This window comes from Shewanella sp. 3_MG-2023 (genome assembly GCF_030548765.1).
Taxonomy (GTDB): Bacteria; Pseudomonadota; Gammaproteobacteria; order Enterobacterales; family Shewanellaceae; genus Shewanella.
This window is the reverse complement of the sequence record NZ_JAUOSH010000002.1, coordinates 165,801-186,089: the sequence shown is the minus strand read 5'-3', so window position 1 is coordinate 186,089 and position 20,289 is coordinate 165,801. Positions and strand designations below refer to the sequence as shown.

Below are 20,289 nucleotides of genomic sequence, written 5' to 3'. Positions count from 1 at the left end.
TTAATAAGCCTGCATCATTGCCCACTTTGGGTGAAACCTCTGCTTTAATGCCTGATACAGCCGCCGACAAACTTGTCCCTAGCTGCAATACATTGCTTTTATTCACATAACCTATGTAAAGCTATGCAAAGTTACCCTTTGGCAGTTTTCTTTATAAAGTGATCTAATTAAAATCAATCACGTAACATCTAAATAATATTAAATCATATTAAATAATAATAAACGAAAATGGATTTCCAGTTAATGAAAACACGCTATACGCTAGTGGCGGTTGCAACTTCGCTATTCATTTTATCTGCCTGCAGCAGTTCATCCTATCTTGACGAGTCTTTGGTTAAACCTGAGCTGCCTGCGTCGTGGCATACCGACGCCAAATCATTAAAAGACAATCAAAGTTGGGTAACACCAATCGCTACCGATCAGTTATTAGAACTTATCAGTATTGGCCTGAACACCAACCAGCAGTTAATTCAGTTAGCTCTTGAAGTCGAGGTTAACAAGCAGCAGCTTAATGTCAGTGATGCCAGCTTTTGGCCAGAGTTAAGCTTATCGGCTAATAGTGCTAGAGGGGGAAATAGTGATGCAACGTCTAGCTCCAATAGTCTTAGTCTTGATGTTAGCTATGAGCTAGATATTTGGGGCAAGTTATCCGATAGCGCTAAAGCCTCAAAACTGAATTTACTCACTGCTGAGGCCAATTATCAGCAAGCAAGGGATGCACTGGTTGCTGATGTGGTGATTGCCTACTACAAGGTAGTGACCTCAACAGAGCTCGTTAAGCTATTTGAGCGTCGCACCGAAAATGCCAAACTTAATTTTGACATCATTGAGTCGGGTTACCTGCAAGGGTTAAACACCGCGCTGGATGTGTTTTTAACTCAAAATGAGTTTCACAGTGAAAACTCAAACCTGTTGGCACAGCGCAGTCAGCGCAATAAAGATATTAGAACCTTAGAGCGCTTATTAGGCGGCTATCCAGCAGGTAAATTACTGATAGATGAAACACTGCCGCTATTGCCACAAGGGATTAAAATTGGCGTCCCCAGCGAGCTCGTTAAACGTAAACCACAACTGCAAGCCGCTTGGTATCAGTTGCTCGCTCAAGATGCCGTCGTGGCCTTTACTCAAAAGCAGCGTTATCCAGCCTTACGTTTAGGGGCTGATATTGGCACCGCCAGTAATGATATTGCTAACTTATTAAGTGGTGATTACAGTTCATGGTCAGTATTTGCCGGTATTACCGCACCGATTTTTAACGCCGGTCGCTTAAAGTCACAAACCGAGCAGCAAAAGCTGAAATTAAAGCAGCAAGAGCAGCAGTATTTAAATACTTTGTTTAGTGCCTTTGAGCTAGTTGAAAACAACCTTGATCTTGATGCCAGTTTGCAGCAGCAATATCGCTCAACTTTACAAGCGCAAGACAATGCCCTCCAAGCTGAAACCCTATCATTTGAGCAATACCAAATCGGCCTTGTCAGCTATACCACAGTACTGGATGCCCAAAATCGTGCCTTTGTGGCCCAAAGTTCGGTTATCAGCTTAAAAAACCAAATCATTGCCAACCGTATCGGATTACACCTTGCTTTAGGTGGCGATTTAGATGCCAGTGTGACAGAAGAAGAAAAATATGATGAATAAGAAATACCTGATCCCAGTAAGCATTGTTGCGGTTGCGGTTGCCACTATTATGGTGATTACCTCAAACCCACCTACCACTAAGCGTGGCAAACCGATGGCTGTAGCTGCCATGTCGGTTGAAACTCAGGTGCTTAAGCCACAAGATTATCAAATTCAGGTGAGCAGTTTTGGGGTGGTAAAACCGCGCACCCAAAGCTCGTTAGTGACGCAGGCTTCAGGTCAAATTCTATCTATTAGCCCCAACTTTCGTGAAGGTGGTTTTTTTGAAACTGGCGAAGTGTTAGTTGAGCTTGATGATAGAGATTATCAAGCTGAAGTTAAAATTGCTGAAGCTGGGTTAATGTTGGCTAGGCAACAATTATTAGAAGAACAAGCACGTACTAATCAAGCCTTAGCAGATTGGCAGCGCCTGAGTAATGGCCGCGAGCCGACATCGCTGGTGTTGCGTGAGCCGCAATTAGCTGCAGCGCGAGCGGCAATGCTATCTAACCAAGCGAAACTTGAACAAGCCAACTTGGCCTTGGAACGTACCCAAGTTGTTGCCCCCTTTTCTGGGCGAATTTTAGAAAAACATGTTGATGTAGGCCGGGTGGTTTCGACCAATAGTCAGCTGGCAACGATTTACGCCACCGATTATGTGGAAATACGTTTACCAATCAATAACAGTGATTTAGCACTGGTAGAACTACCTGAGCAAGGTAAGTCTGTGGTGGCTAAAGTGAGTTTTGAGTCTGACTTAATAGGCCTGCAAAAATGGGAAGGGCAGTTGATTCGCACCGAAGGTGCAATCGATAGTAACTCGCAGCAGTTGTATGTGGTGGCGCAAATTGATGATCCATTTGATTATCAAGCTAATCAGCAAATGCCACTGAAAATTGGTCAATACCTGACAGCCAATATTGCCGGTAAAAAGCTGAGCCAAGCGATCGTAATCCCGACTAAAGCAATCTATCAAGGTAGCTATGTGTATGTGGTTAATGATGGCAAGTTATTACGCAGAGAAGTGACCATTAGATGGCAAAACAGCCAAGATTCGGTAGTTAGAACAGGTTTGAAAAGTGGCGATGAACTGGTTATTACCTCCCTTGGACAAGTGAGTTCAGGCACCCCTGTCACTGTTGTTGGCGCAACGAATAAAGTTAAACCACAGCGAGGCCCAAGAGGTGAGGGCAGAGCCGATGGCAAGTCTCGCAGTAAGCCTGATGGCGAGCGTAAAACCAAACCTGCTAGTAAAGAGGAGTCACAGCCATGATTGCTTGGTTTGCTAAAAATCACGTAGCGGCCAATTTATTAATGTTGTTGCTGCTGGTATTAGGTTTAGGTTCACTGTCAACGCAGATCCCACTTGAAGTGTTTCCGACAGTTGAGTCTGAAAGGATCTCTGTTCGAGTATCGCTTCGTGGCGCGACCCCTGAAGATGTTGAAAAAGGGGTGACAATTCGTATTGAAGAGGCGGTGCAAGATCTTGAAGGCATAGAAAAAATCACTTCTAGCTCTTCAGAGGCATCATCGCAGGTCACCATTGAAGTTGACAGTGGTTACGACCCCCGAGAAATGCTAGCGGACATTAAAAGCCGCGTCGATGCCATTAACACCTTTCCGGTTGATGCCGAAAAACCTGTCATTGCCCTTGCCCAGCGTAAGCGTGAAGTCATCGCAGTAACGGTAACCGGCAAATATAGCGAAAAAGAAACCATCGAGTTTGCTGAAGTGGTGCGCGATGAATTGTTGCGCCTAGAGGGTGTCACCCAACTAGATTTAAGCGGGGTGCGTAACTATGAAGTGTCATTAGCCTTATCGCAAAACAAATTACGCCAGTACAACTTAACTCTGAGTGAAGTATCACGGGCGATTAATGCCTCTAGTACTGATATCTCTGCGGGTAATTTAAAAACTCAGGGTGGCGACATTTTACTGCGCTCTAAAGGCCAAGCTTATTACAAAGATGAGTTTGCCAATATTGCCATTAAATCTGCCGCTGACGGCACCATTATTCGTTTAGGCGATATTGCAAATGTGGTTGATGGCTTTGAAGAAACCCCTGTAAGAACTCGCTTTAATGGTCAACAAGCGGCATTTATCGATGTGTATCGTATTGGTCAGCAAAGCGCGATTGATGTGGCTGATAAGGTTAAAGACTACATTGATTCTCGTCAGGCAACCTTGCCTGAAGGCTATGGCCTTAGCTATTGGGATGACGATTCTGAAATCGTTAAAAACCGTATTGCTACCCTAACAGGCAGTGCGCTGCAGGGCGGCATACTTGTGTTGCTATTACTGACATTGTTTTTACGTCCATCAATTGCCATATGGGTGTTTATTGGTATTCCAGTTTCGTTTATGGGCGCATTCATTGTGATGCCATTTTTTGATGTGTCGTTAAACGTCATCAGCCTGTTTGGTTTTATCTTGGTATTGGGGATTGTGGTCGATGACGCCATTGTCACTGGCGAGAATATTTACACCCACCTTAAGACTGCGCCCAATGGCGAGCAAGCGGCGATTCTTGGTACCCAAGAAGTGGCCGCGCCAGTGACCTTTGGCATCTTAACCACAGTGACCGCTTTCTTACCTATGTTGTTTATCGAAGGCACTCGCGGGGCGATATTTGGTCAAATTGCGATAGTGGTGATCCCAGTATTATTGTTTTCGTTAATCGAATCTAAGTTTGTGCTACCCGCTCACCTTAAATATATTAAGATGCGCAGCGAGAAGGAAAATTATAATAAGTTTGAGATTTTTCAGCAAAAGTTTGCTGATGGATTTGAACGAGCAATCATTCAGTTCTATCAACCATTTTTACGCATAGCGCTAAAGCATAAAACCGCCACCTTGAGCTTATTTCTCAGTGTGTTGTTAGTGATAGCGGCACTGTTGGCCACGGGGTGGACTAAGTTTACCTTCTTCCCGCGCATTCCCAGTGAAACCGTCAGGCTTAACTTGACCATGCCAGCGGGTACCCCATTTGAAGTGACCAATGGCCATATCATTAGCATTGCTGCAAAAGCGGAGGCGCTGCAAGAAAAGTATCGTGATGAAGAAACCGGTGAAAGCGTGATCATCAATATTTTGGCCACAACGGGTGGTCGCGGCGGTAGCTCAAATGCAGGTGGGGTTCGTTTTGAAATAACCCCAGCAGAGAAGCGTGAATCAGATATTACCTCTAGGCAACTATTAACTGAATGGCGTAAAAGTGTTGGTGAAATTCCTGGGGCTGAGTCAGTGACTTACCGCGCTGAAATTGGCCGAAGCTCTGATCCTATTGATGTGCAGCTCAGTGCAAACTCCCTTGATACCTTACGTGAGATTGCCGATCAGGTTAAACAGCATTTAAAAACTTACCCGACAGTATTTGATATTGCCGACAGTTTATCTAACGGTAAAGAAGAGCTGCTAATTGAGTTAACCGAGCAAGGTAAAGCGCTAGGGCTCACTCGACAGGAAGTATCAAGTCAAATAAGAAGCTTTTATTTTGGCTCAGAAGTGCAGCGCATCCAGCGTGGCCGTGATGATGTGCGAGTAATGCTGCGCTTGCCGCTAGATGAACGTCAGTCATTAGATGACCTTAAAAAGGTCCTGATTACCACCAGTCAGGGCGCGCAAGTGCCGCTTGGTCATGTGGCTAAAATGACCTCAGGTAAGAGCCCATCAAGTATTCAACGCATCGATCGTTATCGGGTGTTAAATGTCACTGCCGACGTGGATAAAGACAATACCAATATGACTGTGCTACAAGCAGATCTTAAGGTGTACCTTGATGGTTTAGTGCAGCAATACCCTGGAGTAAGGCACTCACTTGAAGGCGAAGCTCGTGAACAGCGAGACAGCTTTGGGTCGTTGCAATGGGGCTTAGTGTTTGTGTTGTTTATGATTTATAGCCTACTCGCAATTCCGTTTAAGTCTTACATTCAGCCATTAATTGTGATGAGCGTGATCCCCTTTGGCTTAATTGGCGCAGTACTAGGTCATTGGTTAATGGGCTCGCCACTGACCATTTTCAGTATATTGGGGATGTTGGCGCTAGTGGGCGTTGTGGTCAATGACTCGCTAGTGCTGGTAGACTTTATTAATAAAAAACGCGCCGATGGTATGCCATTAGCGGAGGCGGTATTAACCGCAGGTGCAAAACGTTTTAGACCGGTTATGCTCACCAGTTTGACCACGTTTATCGGCCTAATGCCGCTATTATTAGAGAAGTCGACCCAAGCGCAGTTCTTAATTCCAATGGCGATATCATTGGGCTTTGGGATTATCTTTGCCACCTTTATCACCTTGATTTTGGTTCCGGTAAATTACCTTGTGGTTGAGCGCTTAAAGGGCAATAAAGTTGATAATGCCAGTCTAGATCAAGAGTTTGAAAATAGCTTTGGCGCTGCTAAGGTTAAGGTATAGCTCAGGTTATAATTCAGTGGCGATTTTAATCGCAAAATATAGCGTTGCCAGTAATGAAATGCCCTGCTGGCGACACTTTAAGCGTGATAAATGTGTCGGCCTAAAAAGTTCAAAACATTTATCACGAGATAAAAAACAAAAGGAAAAACAAAAATTATTGCAGCAGAAACGCTTAATATGAAGGTAATTGATAGCGATTAGTGATTTTTCGATGTTTGGTTGCATCTCAAGATAATCAGCAAATCAGGCATTCATACAATCAGGTAATCAGCCAATTATATAATCAGATATTTATACAGTCAGCAAATCAGGCATTTATACAATCAGCTTATTGGTGTTAGCCTAAATTCAATTACTGCAAATACTCTTACTGCTAACCTGCAAGCTTGGTGACCTGTTTTATTTTCTCGATAAGAACATGCTTTTCAAATGGTTTTGCCAAATAATCATCCATTCCTGATTCATAACATTTCTCAATATCTTGATCCAGTACACTGGCGGTAAGTGCAATGATTGGCAGCCGTTGCACAGATGGGTTTATTTGCTCCCACTCTCTGATTTTTTGGGTGGCAGTAAAACCATCCATAATGGGCATCATACAATCCATTAAGATTGCATCAAATATTTTGCCATCACTAATAAAATCAAACGCCTCAAGCCCATTATTAGCAATTACGAAGTTATAGCCCGCTTGCTTGACTAGCACTGAGGCGACCTTTTGATTAACGAGGTTATCTTCGACAATCAAAATCATGCCGTGAATGGTGCGTGGTTGTTCTTGCTTATCAATACCATCATTGGCGGCTTTTTTTTCAGCTGGGGTGACTTTGTTGCGCAGAGTACGACTTTCGATGCCATTACGAATGGCATCGCTAAAGCGCCTGCCAAGCAGTGGTATGGTGATAGAGGCGTCAATGTTATCTAATGTTCGCTGCTCAGAAGGGCTATTAATGGCAATGGAAAAACTATCTTGCAGCATGAGTAATTCGGGTAATGCTTTTAAAGCCTCTCGGTTCATTGAGGCATTATCAATAAATAACAGATCAAACTTTTGCTTATCCTGTAACAAGTCAAACGGTGATGGGTAACGGTAATTTATGCTAAATTCATGTTTACTACAGGCAGCATCAATAGCATCAATAATATCATTATTACTGGAAATAATTGCCGTAGTCAGGTGTTTAAACTCGTCTCTTTTAGGCTGCTCTTTGGTAATGATGCGGGCTTTAAGTTCAACGCTGAAACAACTGCCTTTACCTTTTTCTGAGCTAACTTTTATATCGCCGCCCATTAACCCCACTAGCTGTTTACAAATTGCCAGCCCAAGCCCTGTACCACCAAATTCACGAGTGATGGTGCCATCCTCTTGGATAAAAGGTGAAAAGATTTGTTGGTGATTTTCTTCTTTAATACCAATACCGCTATCGTATATTTTAATTTTCATATTGGCATAGTTAGCTTCGTCGTAATCGCAGCTCACAGCGACTTTAATAAAGCCGTTATTGGTAAATTTAACTGCATTTGACAGAAGGTTCATTAATACTTGGCGCATTCTATGTTCGTCAAGTGATACTAAGTGAGGCATATGTTCAGGGATTTCAATTTTAAGGTCGAGTTGCTTTTCAACGACTTTAGCTAACACCATAGTGAGGGTGTCATAGATGACCTCGGTAATATTGGTGTCGTTGTAAGCAATAGACAGGTTACCCGACTCAATTTTAGAAAGATCCAGAATATCGTTAATCAATAGTAATAAGGTATGTGAGGATGTTTCTATGGTTTGCAGGTACTCATTTTGCAAAGGAGTTAACCTTGTGCCTGACATTATCTCCGACATGCCAATAATGCCATTTAACGGTGTTCTAATCTCATGGGACATATTGGCCAAAAAAGAACTTTTGGCTTGGTTAGCTCTTTCTGCATCTGATTTTGCTTGCAAGATTTTGGCATCATTTAAAAAGCGTTCATGAATTAGGTTATTGAGCTTTTTAGAGAAGTAGCTTAATTCATCTTTACCACTTTCGTTTATCTTATTTGAGTAATCATGTGTTTTTTCAATTTTTGACATGGTTTTAATCACATGATGCAGATACTTTAGAATGCGGCGGTAAAGGTTTGCGCCAATGGTGCCAATAGTAACGAGCGATATTAGCAATGCAACGCAGAACATAATAATAAGCTGTTTAGACTTTGCTATTTCAGAGTGAATATTGGTGGATAATTGCTCTGAAATGGAAGTGACAACATATTGAATTAAGTTCAAACGCTGATTAAACACCTCCAAGTTAGCATCTGTATTATCAACAATTTCATTCCCTTGCAGAAATTGGCTGCGCAGCTGATAACTTTGTTGGAATGCTTGATCTGAAAAGGTAGTTAATAACAGGTCTACTTGCTCAGGCTTGGCGCTAATATTAATAAAGCGATCGACATACAGTTGTTGTCTTTCAGCGCTCATATTCAATTGACTCAGCAGATCTTCGTCGCCTCGATTCGTTATCAGTTGATCCATTAGCCATTTTTCTTCTGCAGACCACAGTGATAGCCATTGCAATTGAAATAAAATCGTCAAGTTCTGGTTAATTTTTTCAGGTACATCAAGCTTATCTTTTTCTAGCGTCATCAACCCTTGGTTTTGCAATTCGTTCATCCAAATTGACCAATCAAATAAATCCTCTTTGGTAAGGGCTGGCGATTCAGCTAAGGCTTCTTCAGTGCTGTTAAACCATGCTTGAATATCTTCACTGTGTTGAGCGCTAAAGCTTGTGGGTAATAACGCAGACAGTTGCTCAGTAATAGATGTGAATTGGGATAATACAAAGGGCTCATCTTGGCCGCTGAGCGCGTCTTGCGCTTGAGTAATTTGCCGATTAAGCTGGGAAAATAACTCTAAAAAGGTCACTTTGTTGTTAAGGCTGTTTAAAGCTTGCACATTATCAGTTTGTTTTTGGATTTCTAACGCTGATAAAAAACCTGCAAAAACCAATGGTAACAAGACAAGTGCCAACATCCTTGCTTTTATTGAAATACGATTCAATAAATTCATCTCAGCTCCTTGAGTAAAATTAGCCATAAAAAGTTAGCTATAAAGTTGTATATCGTAGGGTTCTTGGCTAAGTTTAGATTAGTAAAACTTCTGACTATGTTTAGCATAGTACAAAAACTATCTAGGAATGAAGGTTTTTATATGATTAATGGATTAAACCACAAAGCCTTTTTATTGAGCCTGAAGCATTTTTTTTTGAGTAGATTGTGCACAAGGCGGCTTATCTTTCTTACTGCATTAATTTTATCCCCATCAACTTGGGCTTTAGAGGCTGATACCAGCAAAAGCTCTGAGGTCGAATTCGCTATTTTTAGCCTTAATGATGACATGCCGCCTTTAAGTAAAAGTAAGGCGAGAATGTTATATCGAGGTAAGTCTAAAAAAGTCGGAGGTAGCTTTAAAATTGTCTTAGTTGATCTACCTGAAACCTCCATGCACCGCGAAGAGTTTTATAGCATGTTGCTGGGTAAATCGGTCTCACAAATGAATGGTTATTGGGCCGGGTTGGCTTTCTCCGGCAAAGGCTCGCCACCAGAAGAGTTAGACAGTGATGATATAAAGAAGATCCTCAAATGGCTGAACGACAATCCTAATGGTATTGCATATGCTCCGATAGAGTCGGTGCCTGAAGAAGTTAATATCTTAATCACAGTGCCACAAGGAGAGTAGCCATGTTATTAAACCGAAAATACATAATTTTACTATTAACCCTTGGCATGGCAACCAATGCACAAGCTGCGATAGAGCTGACTGACAACTTTTCCATCAGTGGTTTTGGTTCAACATCTATCAGTAAATCAGACAATAAAGCGCCATTATTTATTAACCGGGAAATAACAGATGAAACCTGTTATGACTGTGATACTTTATTTGGAATACAACTTGATTTAGATGTGTTTGAGGGCTTTGATGCATCAGCTCAAGTGGTTAAGCGCACCCAAGATAAATGGAGCGAACCTGAGTTAGAATGGGCCTACCTAAGTTATGAATTTAGTGACTTTAAAGTAAGGGCTGGCCGATTGCGCTTACCCTTGTTTTTAGTCTCTGAGTTTTATTTTGTTGGCCAAGCCTATGCGTGGGCAAGGCCGCCGGGTGAGATTTACGACTCGATTTTAGGTACCACCTCATACGATGGTGTTTCGCTGGCTTGGCAATATGAATTATCTGATGAAATATCACTTACCGTTTCACCTTATTATGGTTTCGGCCGCTTAACTGAGGTGAATTTAGGGCCGATATTGATGCAATTTGATTCTGACTATACCACCGGAATATATGTCGATTTAGTTGGGTTTAATTATCGTATCCATACTGGATTTTTACGGTCTAAATATACTTTACGCCCAGCCCCTACTGCTGATGAGTTAAGTGTATTTACTTTGGGGGCAGAATACAGTTTAGATGCTTGGCAGTTTATGGCTGAATTTGAACATGATGAGCTGCAAAGTAATTGGTACGCCAGTGTTGGTTATGCAATCGATGATTTTACTCCCTATGTGGTTTATGCCGAGAGTCGTGAGCTTAGAGAGAGTCAAGGGGTGACTATAGGGCTTCGCTATGATGTGACTTCATCGATTTCACTTAATGCTGAGTACCAGTCCATTTTAGGGGATAATCCAATAAACCGAGCGCAATTTGCCGCACCACCAATTATTTGGGGTGAAAGTACCGATGTTGAGTTATTAAGCTTGACGGTGAACTTTGTCTTTTGATGCTAGCTAAAGGTTTTGAGGCTAGGCAGTTAACTGCCTAGCCTTTTTAAATAGTTAACACTTTACCGCGATACTTATTTTTAGCTGTTTTGCTCGCAAAGATAGCTGCTTTGGCTTAATTGACTATTTAGTTTGCTATGTTGAATAATACGGCAAAGCGCCATCATTCATAACGCTTTTCGTAAAAAGAGCTTTAGATCAACCTCATGTAGTACACCAGCCGCCCCCTTAGCGGATATTCTTATTCAATCGCCCTAGTTAATTACCTCTTTTGGACTATATAGCTAGGTCTCACTTCTGACTTGTAGTTGTTTGATTGTTGAACAACGCCCTTTATAATGCCGCCGTTTAATAGATGACGCTTTTTAGAGGATGTAACTTGAGCACTTTGTATACAGAAACCCACATTGGCAGCATGCAGTTAAAGAACCGCTTTATCCGCAGTGCGACTTGGGAAAATATGGCAACTGAAGATGGCCATATGACAGAAAAGTTATACGCCATATACAAAGAGCTTGCTCAAGGTGAAGTCGGCCTGATCATTACAGGTTATGCCAATATCGTCGCAGAAGAAAAACCCAATGCGGGCATGATGGGCATGTACGACGACTCCTTTATCGAGGAATACAAACAGCTAACGGAATTAGTTCACCGTAATGGCGCCAAAATAGCCATGCAGCTGGCCTATGGTGGCACCAAAACCACTTACAACGTGGGTGAAAGAGTGATTTTTGCCCCAAGTGAGGTTTGCGAGCGTGGCACAAAAACCTTAGGTAAAGCCATGACCATTGCCGAGATAGATTACATAGTGCAGGCATTTGCGAAAGCGAGTTTACGGGCAAAACAATCAGGTTTTGATGGGGTTGAAATTCATGGGGCCCACAGCTATTTAATTAATCAGTTTTTAAGCCCTTATTACAATCAAAGAGATGATCAATATGGTGGCAGCCTAGAAAACCGCCTGCGCTTTTTAGTTGAAATCTATACGGAAACCAGAAAGCTGGTGGGTGATGATTACCCGATACTGGTGAAATTAACCGCCTGTGATTTTTTTGAAGGTGGTTTAACCTTTGCTGAAACCCGTGTTATTTGTAAAAAGCTTGCAGCCATTGGCGTTGATGCCATTATCATTTCTGGCAATATTCATGGTAAAGCTAATGACATGATTGGTGAGTCGTTTGAGGGGCATACCATTCAGCCACAGGGTTATTTTCATCAATATGGCGATGTGATAAGTCGTGAAGTGAATATACCAGTTATTACTGTAGGCGGGCTAACGGACATTGATGCCATAGAAACCATTGCCGCGAATACCAATATTCAATACTTTGCCCTATCAAGACCATTATTGTCAGAGCCTGATCTAGTGAAGCGTTGGCAGAATGGTGATAGAGCACAAGCCCTATGTGAAACCTGCTCAAAATGCCGCACTAAGCGTGGTAATTTTTGCATTGTAAATAAACAGCGAAAAGCTACGATTGCGGGTTTTTAACTTAATTGATTTAAGTACAGCTTGTATGTTGTTGACACAAAAAAGCCAAACTTTTTAATCGTTTGGCTTTTTAAAATGTCAAATTTAGGAGGATTATCTGTGATAGGGTTTAAATCATCCTGCCACTACTCGCCATCATCTTTGCTGATTAAAGTTTAAAGCGTTTAACCAAACCATCTAAATCATTGGCCATTGACTTTAATGCTTCGCTAGAGCTTTCGATACTGGTCGAGGCTTGAGCGCTGCTGTCACTGCTGTCACTAATATTTACCACATGCTGGTTGATCTCATTGATCACCGCAGACTGCTCTTCTGTGGCAGCGGCAATTTGTATATTAAGTTCTGAAATTTGCATCACATTTTCGGCGATGTCTTCAAGAGCTTGATAGGTTCTTTGTGACGCTTGAACACCTAGTTTAGCTTGCTCACGACCTTCTTGAACCGATGATACCGCAGCATTCGCGCCATTTTGTAATTCAGTAATCATAAGGTGAATTTCATCGGTAGAATCACTAGTGCGCTTAGCAAGGTTACGCACTTCATCGGCAACCACCGCAAAGCCTCGACCTTGCTCACCTGCGCGAGCAGCCTCAATGGCTGCGTTAAGGGCCAGTAAGTTAGTTTGTTCTGAAATAGCCCTGATCACATCTAATACGCTTGAAATGGCATTACTTTTTTCGGCTAAAGTCACAATACTCATCGACACACCTTCCATATTGCTGGCCATGTCATTAATAGTTGAATTTGACTCTTGTACTACCGTTTGTGCGCGTTGTGCTTTTTGCGTTGCTTCAGTAGTTGCTTGGGCGGCCACTGAAGCATTATTGGCAATTTCTGCGATAGTACTGCCCATTTCGTTAATGGCTACCGACACTTGATGAGCGCCATCACGCTGAACATCAGTGAGCTTTTTAGAGTGCTGCGCATCTGTATAGACTTGTTGAGATGCACTATTAACATCAAAAGTAGTGGTAGCAAGCTCTTGAATAACATTGTTTAATTTACTAATGAAAGCATTGAAGCCTTGTGCTAGTCGGCGCATTTCTTCGTTGCCATTTTCATTAAGTCGTTGGGTTAAGTCGCCTTCGCCTTCACCCAACTCTTTAAATGTATCGGCCAGCTGATTTATCGGGCGCACTAAGCTGTTCCCTAAATAAACACTGATCAGTGTAAATAATGCGGCTATCACGACAAAGGTGATGATAATGTTATTGCGCGACGTATCTAAGCCAGCATAAAGCTCTTCTAAAGGGACTTGTGCAACAATGTACCAGTCTAAACTGGCAATGTAACTCGATGCGATCAATTGTTGATCCACCATAACGGAGGCATAGTCACTTTTATTTATCAGCTTATGGGTATTAACTGACGGATATAAGTCACTAATGGTTTGTTTAGCCTTGTAATCGATGCTGGGGTGCACCTTGATGACGCCGTTACCATCGACGAGATACACAAAACCAGATTGTTCTATTTTGAAGCTGTTGAGGTAATCAACCATTTCATCAAATGATTTAGACACTCCAGCGACCCCAAAACCATTAGGTTGTTGGGCGTTGATATAGATATCAGTGAAACCCTTGCTGTCTTTATAGATGCTAGTTGATTCGGTTTTATTACTGTCTCGGAAGTTAAAAAACCAAGTATCATGATCTGGCTTTAGCTCGCGTAAAAAACCATCTTGATTCCAGTGTTTATGGTTGTTGTTGTCAGTAAATGAGACTTTACTGAAGCCATTATCACGTGCAGTTTGTGCTAAAAACTGGATGAGGTATTGCTCACCCTCAGCACTTTGTCCTTGATCGATCCACATTTTTATCATGCTATTTGACGCAATTGATTGGGTCATTATCTTCATTTGGTTGATTTCACCATCAATAGCATTACGAATACGCTGCACCAGGTTTGGCATATCAGATTGCTCTAACCTTGTTGATAGGACATTTTTAGCACTGCTTTGTCCGACGTAGGCCACGATGCTGGTTGATGCTATTACCGCAATTAACATGGCAGTGATTAATTTATTGCGAATGGATAATGTTGATAGAAAGCTCATGAATATTGACTCCTACACCCTGGCAAACTGACAGCGTGTTGTGGCTTAGGTTGTCCCTAATTGTAATTGTTAGCTATATCGGCCTGAAGGTTGTTATTATGAGTGATTATTGTGTTGTTCTGTGAGGTTAATAGTTGTTTTAATGTGACTAATGGTTTGTTTGCTCGAAATTTGCGCGCATGTAGCAATGTTGTTTCTTGGTTGTTATTGAGATGTTTTCTTTGTGCGGGCGCATTTATGTTAAGTCAGCCTTTATAAAGCTATCTTTCTGACAATAAGGCCATGTGAATAATCGATTCAATGATTGAAGCTTGGTCTGCTTCAAATTCCCCACCAAACTCAACACCTCTGACAAAGGGTTTTAGGTTACAAATTTTACAAGTCACACTTAAACAAGCCTCTTTGTCTTCATTATCGTCATCATTTATTGTGACGGTAATTGTTGAGGATGCTGCTAATGTATCTAAGCCGCCGTTGATAATGTTGATATGACAGTCTGACAGCGACACATCAGTCATGGTGGCCTCAAGTTGTTGGTCTTTAAATGTAACCTTGCAAGGTAACTCAGTTAATACTCTTTTCGCAGAACGTAGGTTATGAATGACCATAATGTCAGGAAAGTTCAGCACTAACATTTTTACCGGTGTGTTGAGGTAAATAGCCGATGCCGATTAATTTGAATAATGGCTTCAGAAGCATGGTTAATAGGCGTTCAAAACCTGTTAGTTTTAATATTTTAAGCACAAACATGAGTGCTGCGATAACCACAAAAGTCATCGCTAGATTTTCTAGCTGCTCCACAAACCATGCTAGATAGCCAATACCTTGTTTACCTTCCTGTTGCCATACAATGACCGCAGCCTCTTGGCCCTATTCGCTATAGCGATAAAACTGGTGTTATAGCCAAGCAAGGGCAAAACTTCCACCGATACGGATCACTAATGTTGCCCATAGGGAACCCCCGGCTTTTTTGCAATGCTCGCTTCTATGGGTAAGCCATGAGCCAGCAGGATCGATCGGCGCATTTTGATGCAGTTACAATCGAATAATAAAATTCAGAATATCGATCTCGCTGTAGAAGTGGGGCTGTCGCCGCCTGCGTGTTTGAAGCGGATAAAACGCTTACGAGAGGCTGGGATCATTATTGGTGATGTTTGTTTGATTAACCCGAGTTATCAGGCAATAAGTTGACTTTGATTGTGTCGATTGAAATGGATCGCGACCGGGATGATATCTATCGATTATTTCGACAAACTGTCATGAAAGCGCCTGAAGTCACTCAGTGCTATCAAATCTCGGGCCGTTACGATTTCATGCTTATTGTCTGCGTTACGGACATACAAGCCTATGAAAATTTATTGATAGCACATTGCGTTGTGATTTTAACATTCGCAAGTTTCATACATCCGTGTCATTACGTACGGTAAAAACGCCACCGCCATTAACTTAAATACCGATTAGCATGTTACTGAATTTGGCTAGGCATTAAATTATTGCAAATCTAACAGTAAAAAAATGGTTCAGTGACTGATGTCGCTGAACCATTTTTGTTGATTGCATGATAAAGACTGTTTCTTCAGTTGATCACTAACTTAATGTCATCAACTGCAGCTTATCTGAGCCAATCTGATTTAGTCGATGTCGTCAAAATACCAGTAACCAGCATTGACCCAAGCGGTTAATTGCTCAAGCACATCGTTATCGTTTAACCATGGACTTAGGTCTTGTGCACTAAGCTCTTGGGTATCACATAGCAGTGCGATTAAGGCTTCTTTGCCCGCAGATAGTTGCAGTTGCTCGCCATTGATATACAGCACGCCATCAGCAACGCTGGTTTCAAAGTACAGCGTGCGCAGGCCGCCAAGCTTTACTAAAGGTTGCAGTTTAAGCTGCTCAGTCACATCTAAACTTTGAAACCCTAAACTCTCTTCGGGTAAATCAAGTTCGCACTTAGACTGAGTCAGGTAGCGACCGCTAAATTCACTGACTAGCTTGTCATCAAGGGTGGCAAAAAGTTGCTGTTTAATTCGCTCAAGATCGCTGCTGTTCACAATACCTGAGTGTTCGCTTAAGGCGCGGTCAGGATCGGCAATTTGCTCATTGCACAAATCTTTGTCGATAATGTGATCGGCCATTGAACTGATCATATCTTTTGCCGATGCAGTGCGGTAACCCACAGAAAAGCTCATTGATGGCTCAAGGGTTACCCCATCATGAGGGTAGCCTGGTGGCAGATACAAGATATCGCCAGGGAGTAATTCAACATCAATGATCGGGTCGAATGCTTCGGTGTGCAGTAATGCCGGATGAGCTGCAAACTCTTTGTGCGGCCCAAGATCGCCAACTCTCCAACGACGTCGGCCAGAACCTTGGCAGATAAATACGTCATAGAGATCGATATGAGGACCAACTCCGCCACCCGGTGTCGCATAACTGACCATGACGTCATCTAAGCGCCAGCGTGGGATAAAATCAAAACATTTGAGCAGTTCTTCAGCTTCTGGCACCCAGTTATTAAGGGCTTGGACAATTAAGGTCCAGTCAGTTTCACCGAGCTCTTCATAGGATTCAAATGGGCCAAACTCAGCTTGCCATTCATCGTTTGCTTTAAACACGCGGCGCGATTCAACCACGTTTTCGCAAGCAAGGCCTGCCATTTCTTCTGGTGAAAGTAGGTCTTCAAAGTGTTTAAAGCCTTGTCGGATCACTAGTGGTTTCTTTTGCCAATACTGTTCAAGAAACTGTTTTGGCGTCATACCATTTAAATCTAATTGCATATTTATTACTCAGTGAAATTTGCCGCGATACTAGCAAGTATTAGCATTTGGTAATTTGGCCGAGATCATAAAATGGTGGATTAGCTGGTAAAGGCAATAAATCTGCCTAGCTCAATAGCGCCTGAAAAAATCTAAACCTGTTGAGTGTATCAATTCTCTACTTGTCACTGACAATAGCAGCACTTTGTAGACAAAGGTTTTAGTCATACATCAATGCTTGGGCTTTTTTATGATCGAACTCTTTTAGCGACTTTCTGGCGAGTTGCCTAAACGGCAGGGCTTTAACGACTTCTTCAAATGGCTGAATAGCAAAGGCCCAAAAAATTGACCCATCAAAGACTAAAATGATCAGTGCACATAAGGGGATTGAAATCACCCATTGGCCAGTAAAGTTAATTTTGAATACAGCGGTAGTTTTACCCACTGCTCGTAATATATTGCCATGAACCGTGTTGTAACCACGCACGATGGGCAAAAAGATATATAGCGGCGCAATGACAGCTAACGCTTGATAGGTTGCTGCATCTAAATGTGGGTAAATATCGGCAATAAAAATGCTCATAAGACCAAACAGCATTGCGCAAATCACTGAAATAACCACCGCAATATCGATACTGGTATCAACGTTTTTACTCAAATCATCCATCTTATTAGAACCAATAGCTTGGCTAATGGTAATGGCTGATGAGTGCGACCAAGCCGCAATAAATTGGGTTCCCGCTTTAATCCAAGGCATCACCAAGGTGATGGCGACATAGGCATTAATGTCGAGCTGTGAGTACAGCAACTGATACACAGTCACTCCCATCATCAGCATGGTTACATTGGCAGCAATCGGGAAAATTTCAATAAAATGCAGCCGAATATTGCGGCTCATAGAGGTGTTTTTATCAGGCAGCGTGATCTCAATGTCAGAGCTGTATTTCATATATGAGCCCAGATACATAAGCCGGACGCTTATGGCAATAATGCTACCTAGTGCGGCGCCTTGAACGCCCATAGCTTCAATTGCGATCGTATCGCTAAACTGATAACCATGAATAAGTAAATAGGACAAGACGGCGTTAATGGGCAACTCAATGAGATACCCTTTAAAGGGAATTTTAGTGCGACCCAAGCCATTAAACAGGGCAATCATCACCTGGGTTAGTGCAGTGTAAAGTATGATGTATTTTGAAATCACTAAGTAACTGGCAATTTCTTGTTGTAACAACACATTGTCTGTCAGCAGGCCAATTAAAGGGCGATCAAACAGGGTTAGCAATATCCAAAAAAGCAAGCCCACCGAGCAGTTAATCATCATCCCAGACCAGAATGCTTTTGATAGTGTTTGATTATTGCCAGAGCCAACGGCGCGACTCAACACCAATTGGGTACCATTGGCCAATGCCATTTGAATACCCAAAATAGCAGCAACAATAGCAGTGGCTATGCCCATAGCCGCTAAGGGGATTTCGCCTAAAGGCGATACTAATAAGGTATCTATCATCAACATGGACTGCATCAGCAGTCCATTTAATGCTAATGGCCAAGCAAGGGAAAGGTTCTTTTTTACATAGGACTGAGAGGGCACGGCTAGACCTTAAATGCGGTTAAGTTAAATCAGTTAAAAACAGAATAAGTTGTAAATTTAATCAAGTTATAGAAGGCGTTAACGTTGAATAATAGGCTAAATAACCATATTTCAATCTTGAATAATCGCTCCAATAAGCTTATTGACAGGCGCTTAGCTCACACTGCACTACTAACGTTTACAGGGACTATCATCGAGTTATACCTATTTGTACTACAATAACTTAAATCGTTTTTGGTTGCTATGGGGGAGGTTTTAGTTTTGGGGTTATAAATGACAAGATTAGCTATTGATACTCTGATAAAACAAAGAGCATAGGACGTTATAGGAACTGGTGTAACTGAGTGGTCGATTCGATAAAGAGAAAAGCAACACAACTTACTTTTGCTATGGCTTAAGTAAGTTGTGGATTGAGGATGTTACAGTTCGGCTGTGGCAATTAATTACCAGCGCAAGGTATTAATCCTTAGGATTTTAGCTTCATGTTGTGGGAACGAAACTTTAAAAAGCGCGATATTGAACTGACAAAAGTCATAATTCCAAAACACAACACAGCCGGTATCAGTGTCAACAAGGTGACTTTGACAAGTGAAATAACACCGATAAGTAATGGTGAAATATTCGGTTCTGAGTGGGGCTCACTAATAACCATATTGATAGTTGTCGCCCACTCACTCAGGGATACTGTCCACAATAAAGCGGTGAATAGCAGTGAAATTGACAGAATAATAAAACTACGGCTTATCCATTTGTGGCTAAGGTATTTCATAATTTAGGCCTTTTTTGCTGTTTGTTTTTTGAAAAACTTTTTACTCATACCCTTAATCCATTTCCAGTGCATTGCTAAGTGGATCCCTAGCATTGGCATCAATAGATTGCCTAGGTCGTGATGTATTTTTGACCATACCGGAAGGATGTCAAAATGAATCCCTAGCTGAGGTAGCATCACTTCTGACACCAAAAAGCCACTTAAAATAACCATCAGCATTGCTAGGTAGAAAATAAAATCCCACACAGCATTAAAACGGGCTTCACCAGATAATTGGCTGACAAACTTTTTAGGCAGTGACTTTAACCAGTCCCAGTGCAGTAATAGGTGAATAACCAAAGGGACTATAAACAATAAGCTTAACCATTCGTGCAATAAAACCCCTGTGGCTTTAGGGGCGCAAACTAATATAAATCCAATTAACAGTAGTGCATCCATGACGTAGAGTGTTTTACCTAAATCGTCTTTCCAAGTTTTCATTTATCAAGTTTCCATTAACCATCATCGATGACATTTTATTATCCCAATTAGCGATTCATATTCATTGACTGACATGAAAATAGATTGCTGCAATCAGCGCAATTTACCCTAAGTTGATTGACTTTATCAACTAACTTTACTTTGGTTTACACTTGGTATTTTTCACATTCGTAGTCGACTTTTCGTCGTGGTTAATGGTGATACAGTGATGTTATGCGCAGAAGTGATAGAGGGGGCTATTGAATTGCCCGCCACCTTGCGTGGATAGGCTTTTTTATGGCTGAACATTAACAAAAAGAAAAAAAGGCCAACGTCAATAGTTGGCCTTGCTATCGTAAGTACTTGCTATCGTAA

At 41.8% G+C, this 20,289-nt stretch carries 14 protein-coding genes; 8 read left to right on the top strand and 6 right to left on the bottom strand.

Annotated features, from left to right (window positions below):
- Window positions 1-243 precede the first annotated feature (243 nt).
- The 3 genes from Q4591_RS02025 to Q4591_RS02015 are packed head-to-tail and all read left to right on the top strand — an operon-like array spanning window position 244 to window position 6,030.
- Window positions 244-1,638, top strand: coding sequence for a TolC family protein (locus Q4591_RS02025; RefSeq protein WP_303459105.1), 1,395 nt, complete (start codon window positions 244-246; stop codon window positions 1,636-1,638).
- Entirely contained in the window at window positions 1,628-2,890 is a 1,263-nt protein-coding gene (locus Q4591_RS02020) for an efflux RND transporter periplasmic adaptor subunit (protein WP_102435672.1), read from the top strand. Before Q4591_RS02025 ends, Q4591_RS02020 begins: the two co-directional genes overlap by 11 nt.
- The gene (locus tag Q4591_RS02015) at window positions 2,887-6,030 is read left to right on the top strand and encodes an efflux RND transporter permease subunit (RefSeq protein WP_102531883.1); all 3,144 of its coding nucleotides are present in this window, start codon (window positions 2,887-2,889) and stop codon (window positions 6,028-6,030) included. The genes Q4591_RS02020 and Q4591_RS02015 overlap by 4 nt, the downstream gene beginning before the upstream one ends.
- 373 nt (window positions 6,031-6,403) lie before the next feature.
- Here the strand turns inward: Q4591_RS02015 and Q4591_RS02010 are convergent, their stop codons facing one another.
- Window positions 6,404-9,076: an ATP-binding protein gene (locus Q4591_RS02010; protein WP_303459099.1), complete on the bottom strand. Its 2,673-nt coding sequence runs from the start codon at window positions 9,074-9,076 to the stop codon at window positions 6,404-6,406.
- A 195-nt stretch (window positions 9,077-9,271) separates the two neighbouring features.
- On the opposite strand from Q4591_RS02010, the gene Q4591_RS02005 reads away from it, so the two are divergent.
- From Q4591_RS02005 to Q4591_RS01995, 3 genes are all read left to right on the top strand, one after another.
- A complete protein-coding gene (locus Q4591_RS02005) occupies window positions 9,272-9,745 on the top strand; it encodes a hypothetical protein (RefSeq protein WP_241901131.1) in 474 nt (157 codons plus the stop codon).
- A gap of 2 nt (window positions 9,746-9,747) precedes the next feature.
- On the top strand, window positions 9,748-10,788 hold the full coding sequence (locus tag Q4591_RS02000; protein WP_102476671.1) for a porin: 1,041 nt from the start codon (window positions 9,748-9,750) through the stop codon (window positions 10,786-10,788).
- Window positions 10,789-11,167: 379 nt separating this feature from the next.
- A complete protein-coding gene (locus Q4591_RS01995; RefSeq protein WP_303459096.1) occupies window positions 11,168-12,280 on the top strand; it encodes an NADH:flavin oxidoreductase in 1,113 nt (370 codons plus the stop codon).
- 148 nt (window positions 12,281-12,428) lie between these two features.
- On the opposite strand, the gene Q4591_RS01990 is transcribed toward Q4591_RS01995, so the two are convergent.
- Together Q4591_RS01990 and Q4591_RS01985 are read right to left on the bottom strand one after the other, a co-directional pair.
- A complete protein-coding gene (locus Q4591_RS01990) occupies window positions 12,429-14,336 on the bottom strand; it encodes a methyl-accepting chemotaxis protein (RefSeq protein WP_303459094.1) in 1,908 nt (635 codons plus the stop codon).
- A 260-nt stretch (window positions 14,337-14,596) separates the two neighbouring features.
- Entirely contained in the window at window positions 14,597-14,971 is a 375-nt protein-coding gene (locus Q4591_RS01985; RefSeq protein WP_303459091.1) for a PilZ domain-containing protein, read from the bottom strand.
- Window positions 14,972-15,365: 394 nt separating this feature from the next.
- On the opposite strand from Q4591_RS01985, the gene Q4591_RS01980 reads away from it, so the two are divergent.
- Both Q4591_RS01980 and Q4591_RS20120 read left to right on the top strand, forming a co-directional pair.
- Complete coding sequence (locus tag Q4591_RS01980) at window positions 15,366-15,527, top strand: Lrp/AsnC family transcriptional regulator (protein WP_303459087.1); 162 nt, start codon at window positions 15,366-15,368, stop codon at window positions 15,525-15,527.
- Window positions 15,528-15,547: 20 nt separating this feature from the next.
- Window positions 15,548-15,763 carry an Lrp/AsnC ligand binding domain-containing protein gene (locus Q4591_RS20120; protein WP_368389905.1) on the top strand — a complete coding sequence of 72 codons (216 nt, stop codon included), beginning with the start codon at window positions 15,548-15,550 and terminating at the stop codon, window positions 15,761-15,763.
- 204 nt (window positions 15,764-15,967) lie between these two features.
- Here Q4591_RS20120 and Q4591_RS01975 read toward each other — a convergent pair whose 3' ends face one another.
- The 3 genes from Q4591_RS01975 to Q4591_RS01965 form a co-directional block, all read right to left on the bottom strand.
- A complete protein-coding gene (locus Q4591_RS01975) occupies window positions 15,968-17,113 on the bottom strand; it encodes a cupin domain-containing protein (RefSeq protein WP_303459083.1) in 1,146 nt (381 codons plus the stop codon).
- A gap of 199 nt (window positions 17,114-17,312) precedes the next feature.
- Window positions 17,313-18,686 (bottom strand): MATE family efflux transporter, encoded by a 1,374-nt coding sequence (locus Q4591_RS01970; RefSeq protein WP_303459080.1) that lies wholly within the window; start codon window positions 18,684-18,686, stop codon window positions 17,313-17,315.
- A gap of 772 nt (window positions 18,687-19,458) precedes the next feature.
- Complete coding sequence (locus Q4591_RS01965) at window positions 19,459-19,935, bottom strand: cytochrome b/b6 domain-containing protein (RefSeq protein WP_303459077.1); 477 nt, start codon at window positions 19,933-19,935, stop codon at window positions 19,459-19,461.
- Window positions 19,936-20,289: the final 354 nt, after the last annotated feature.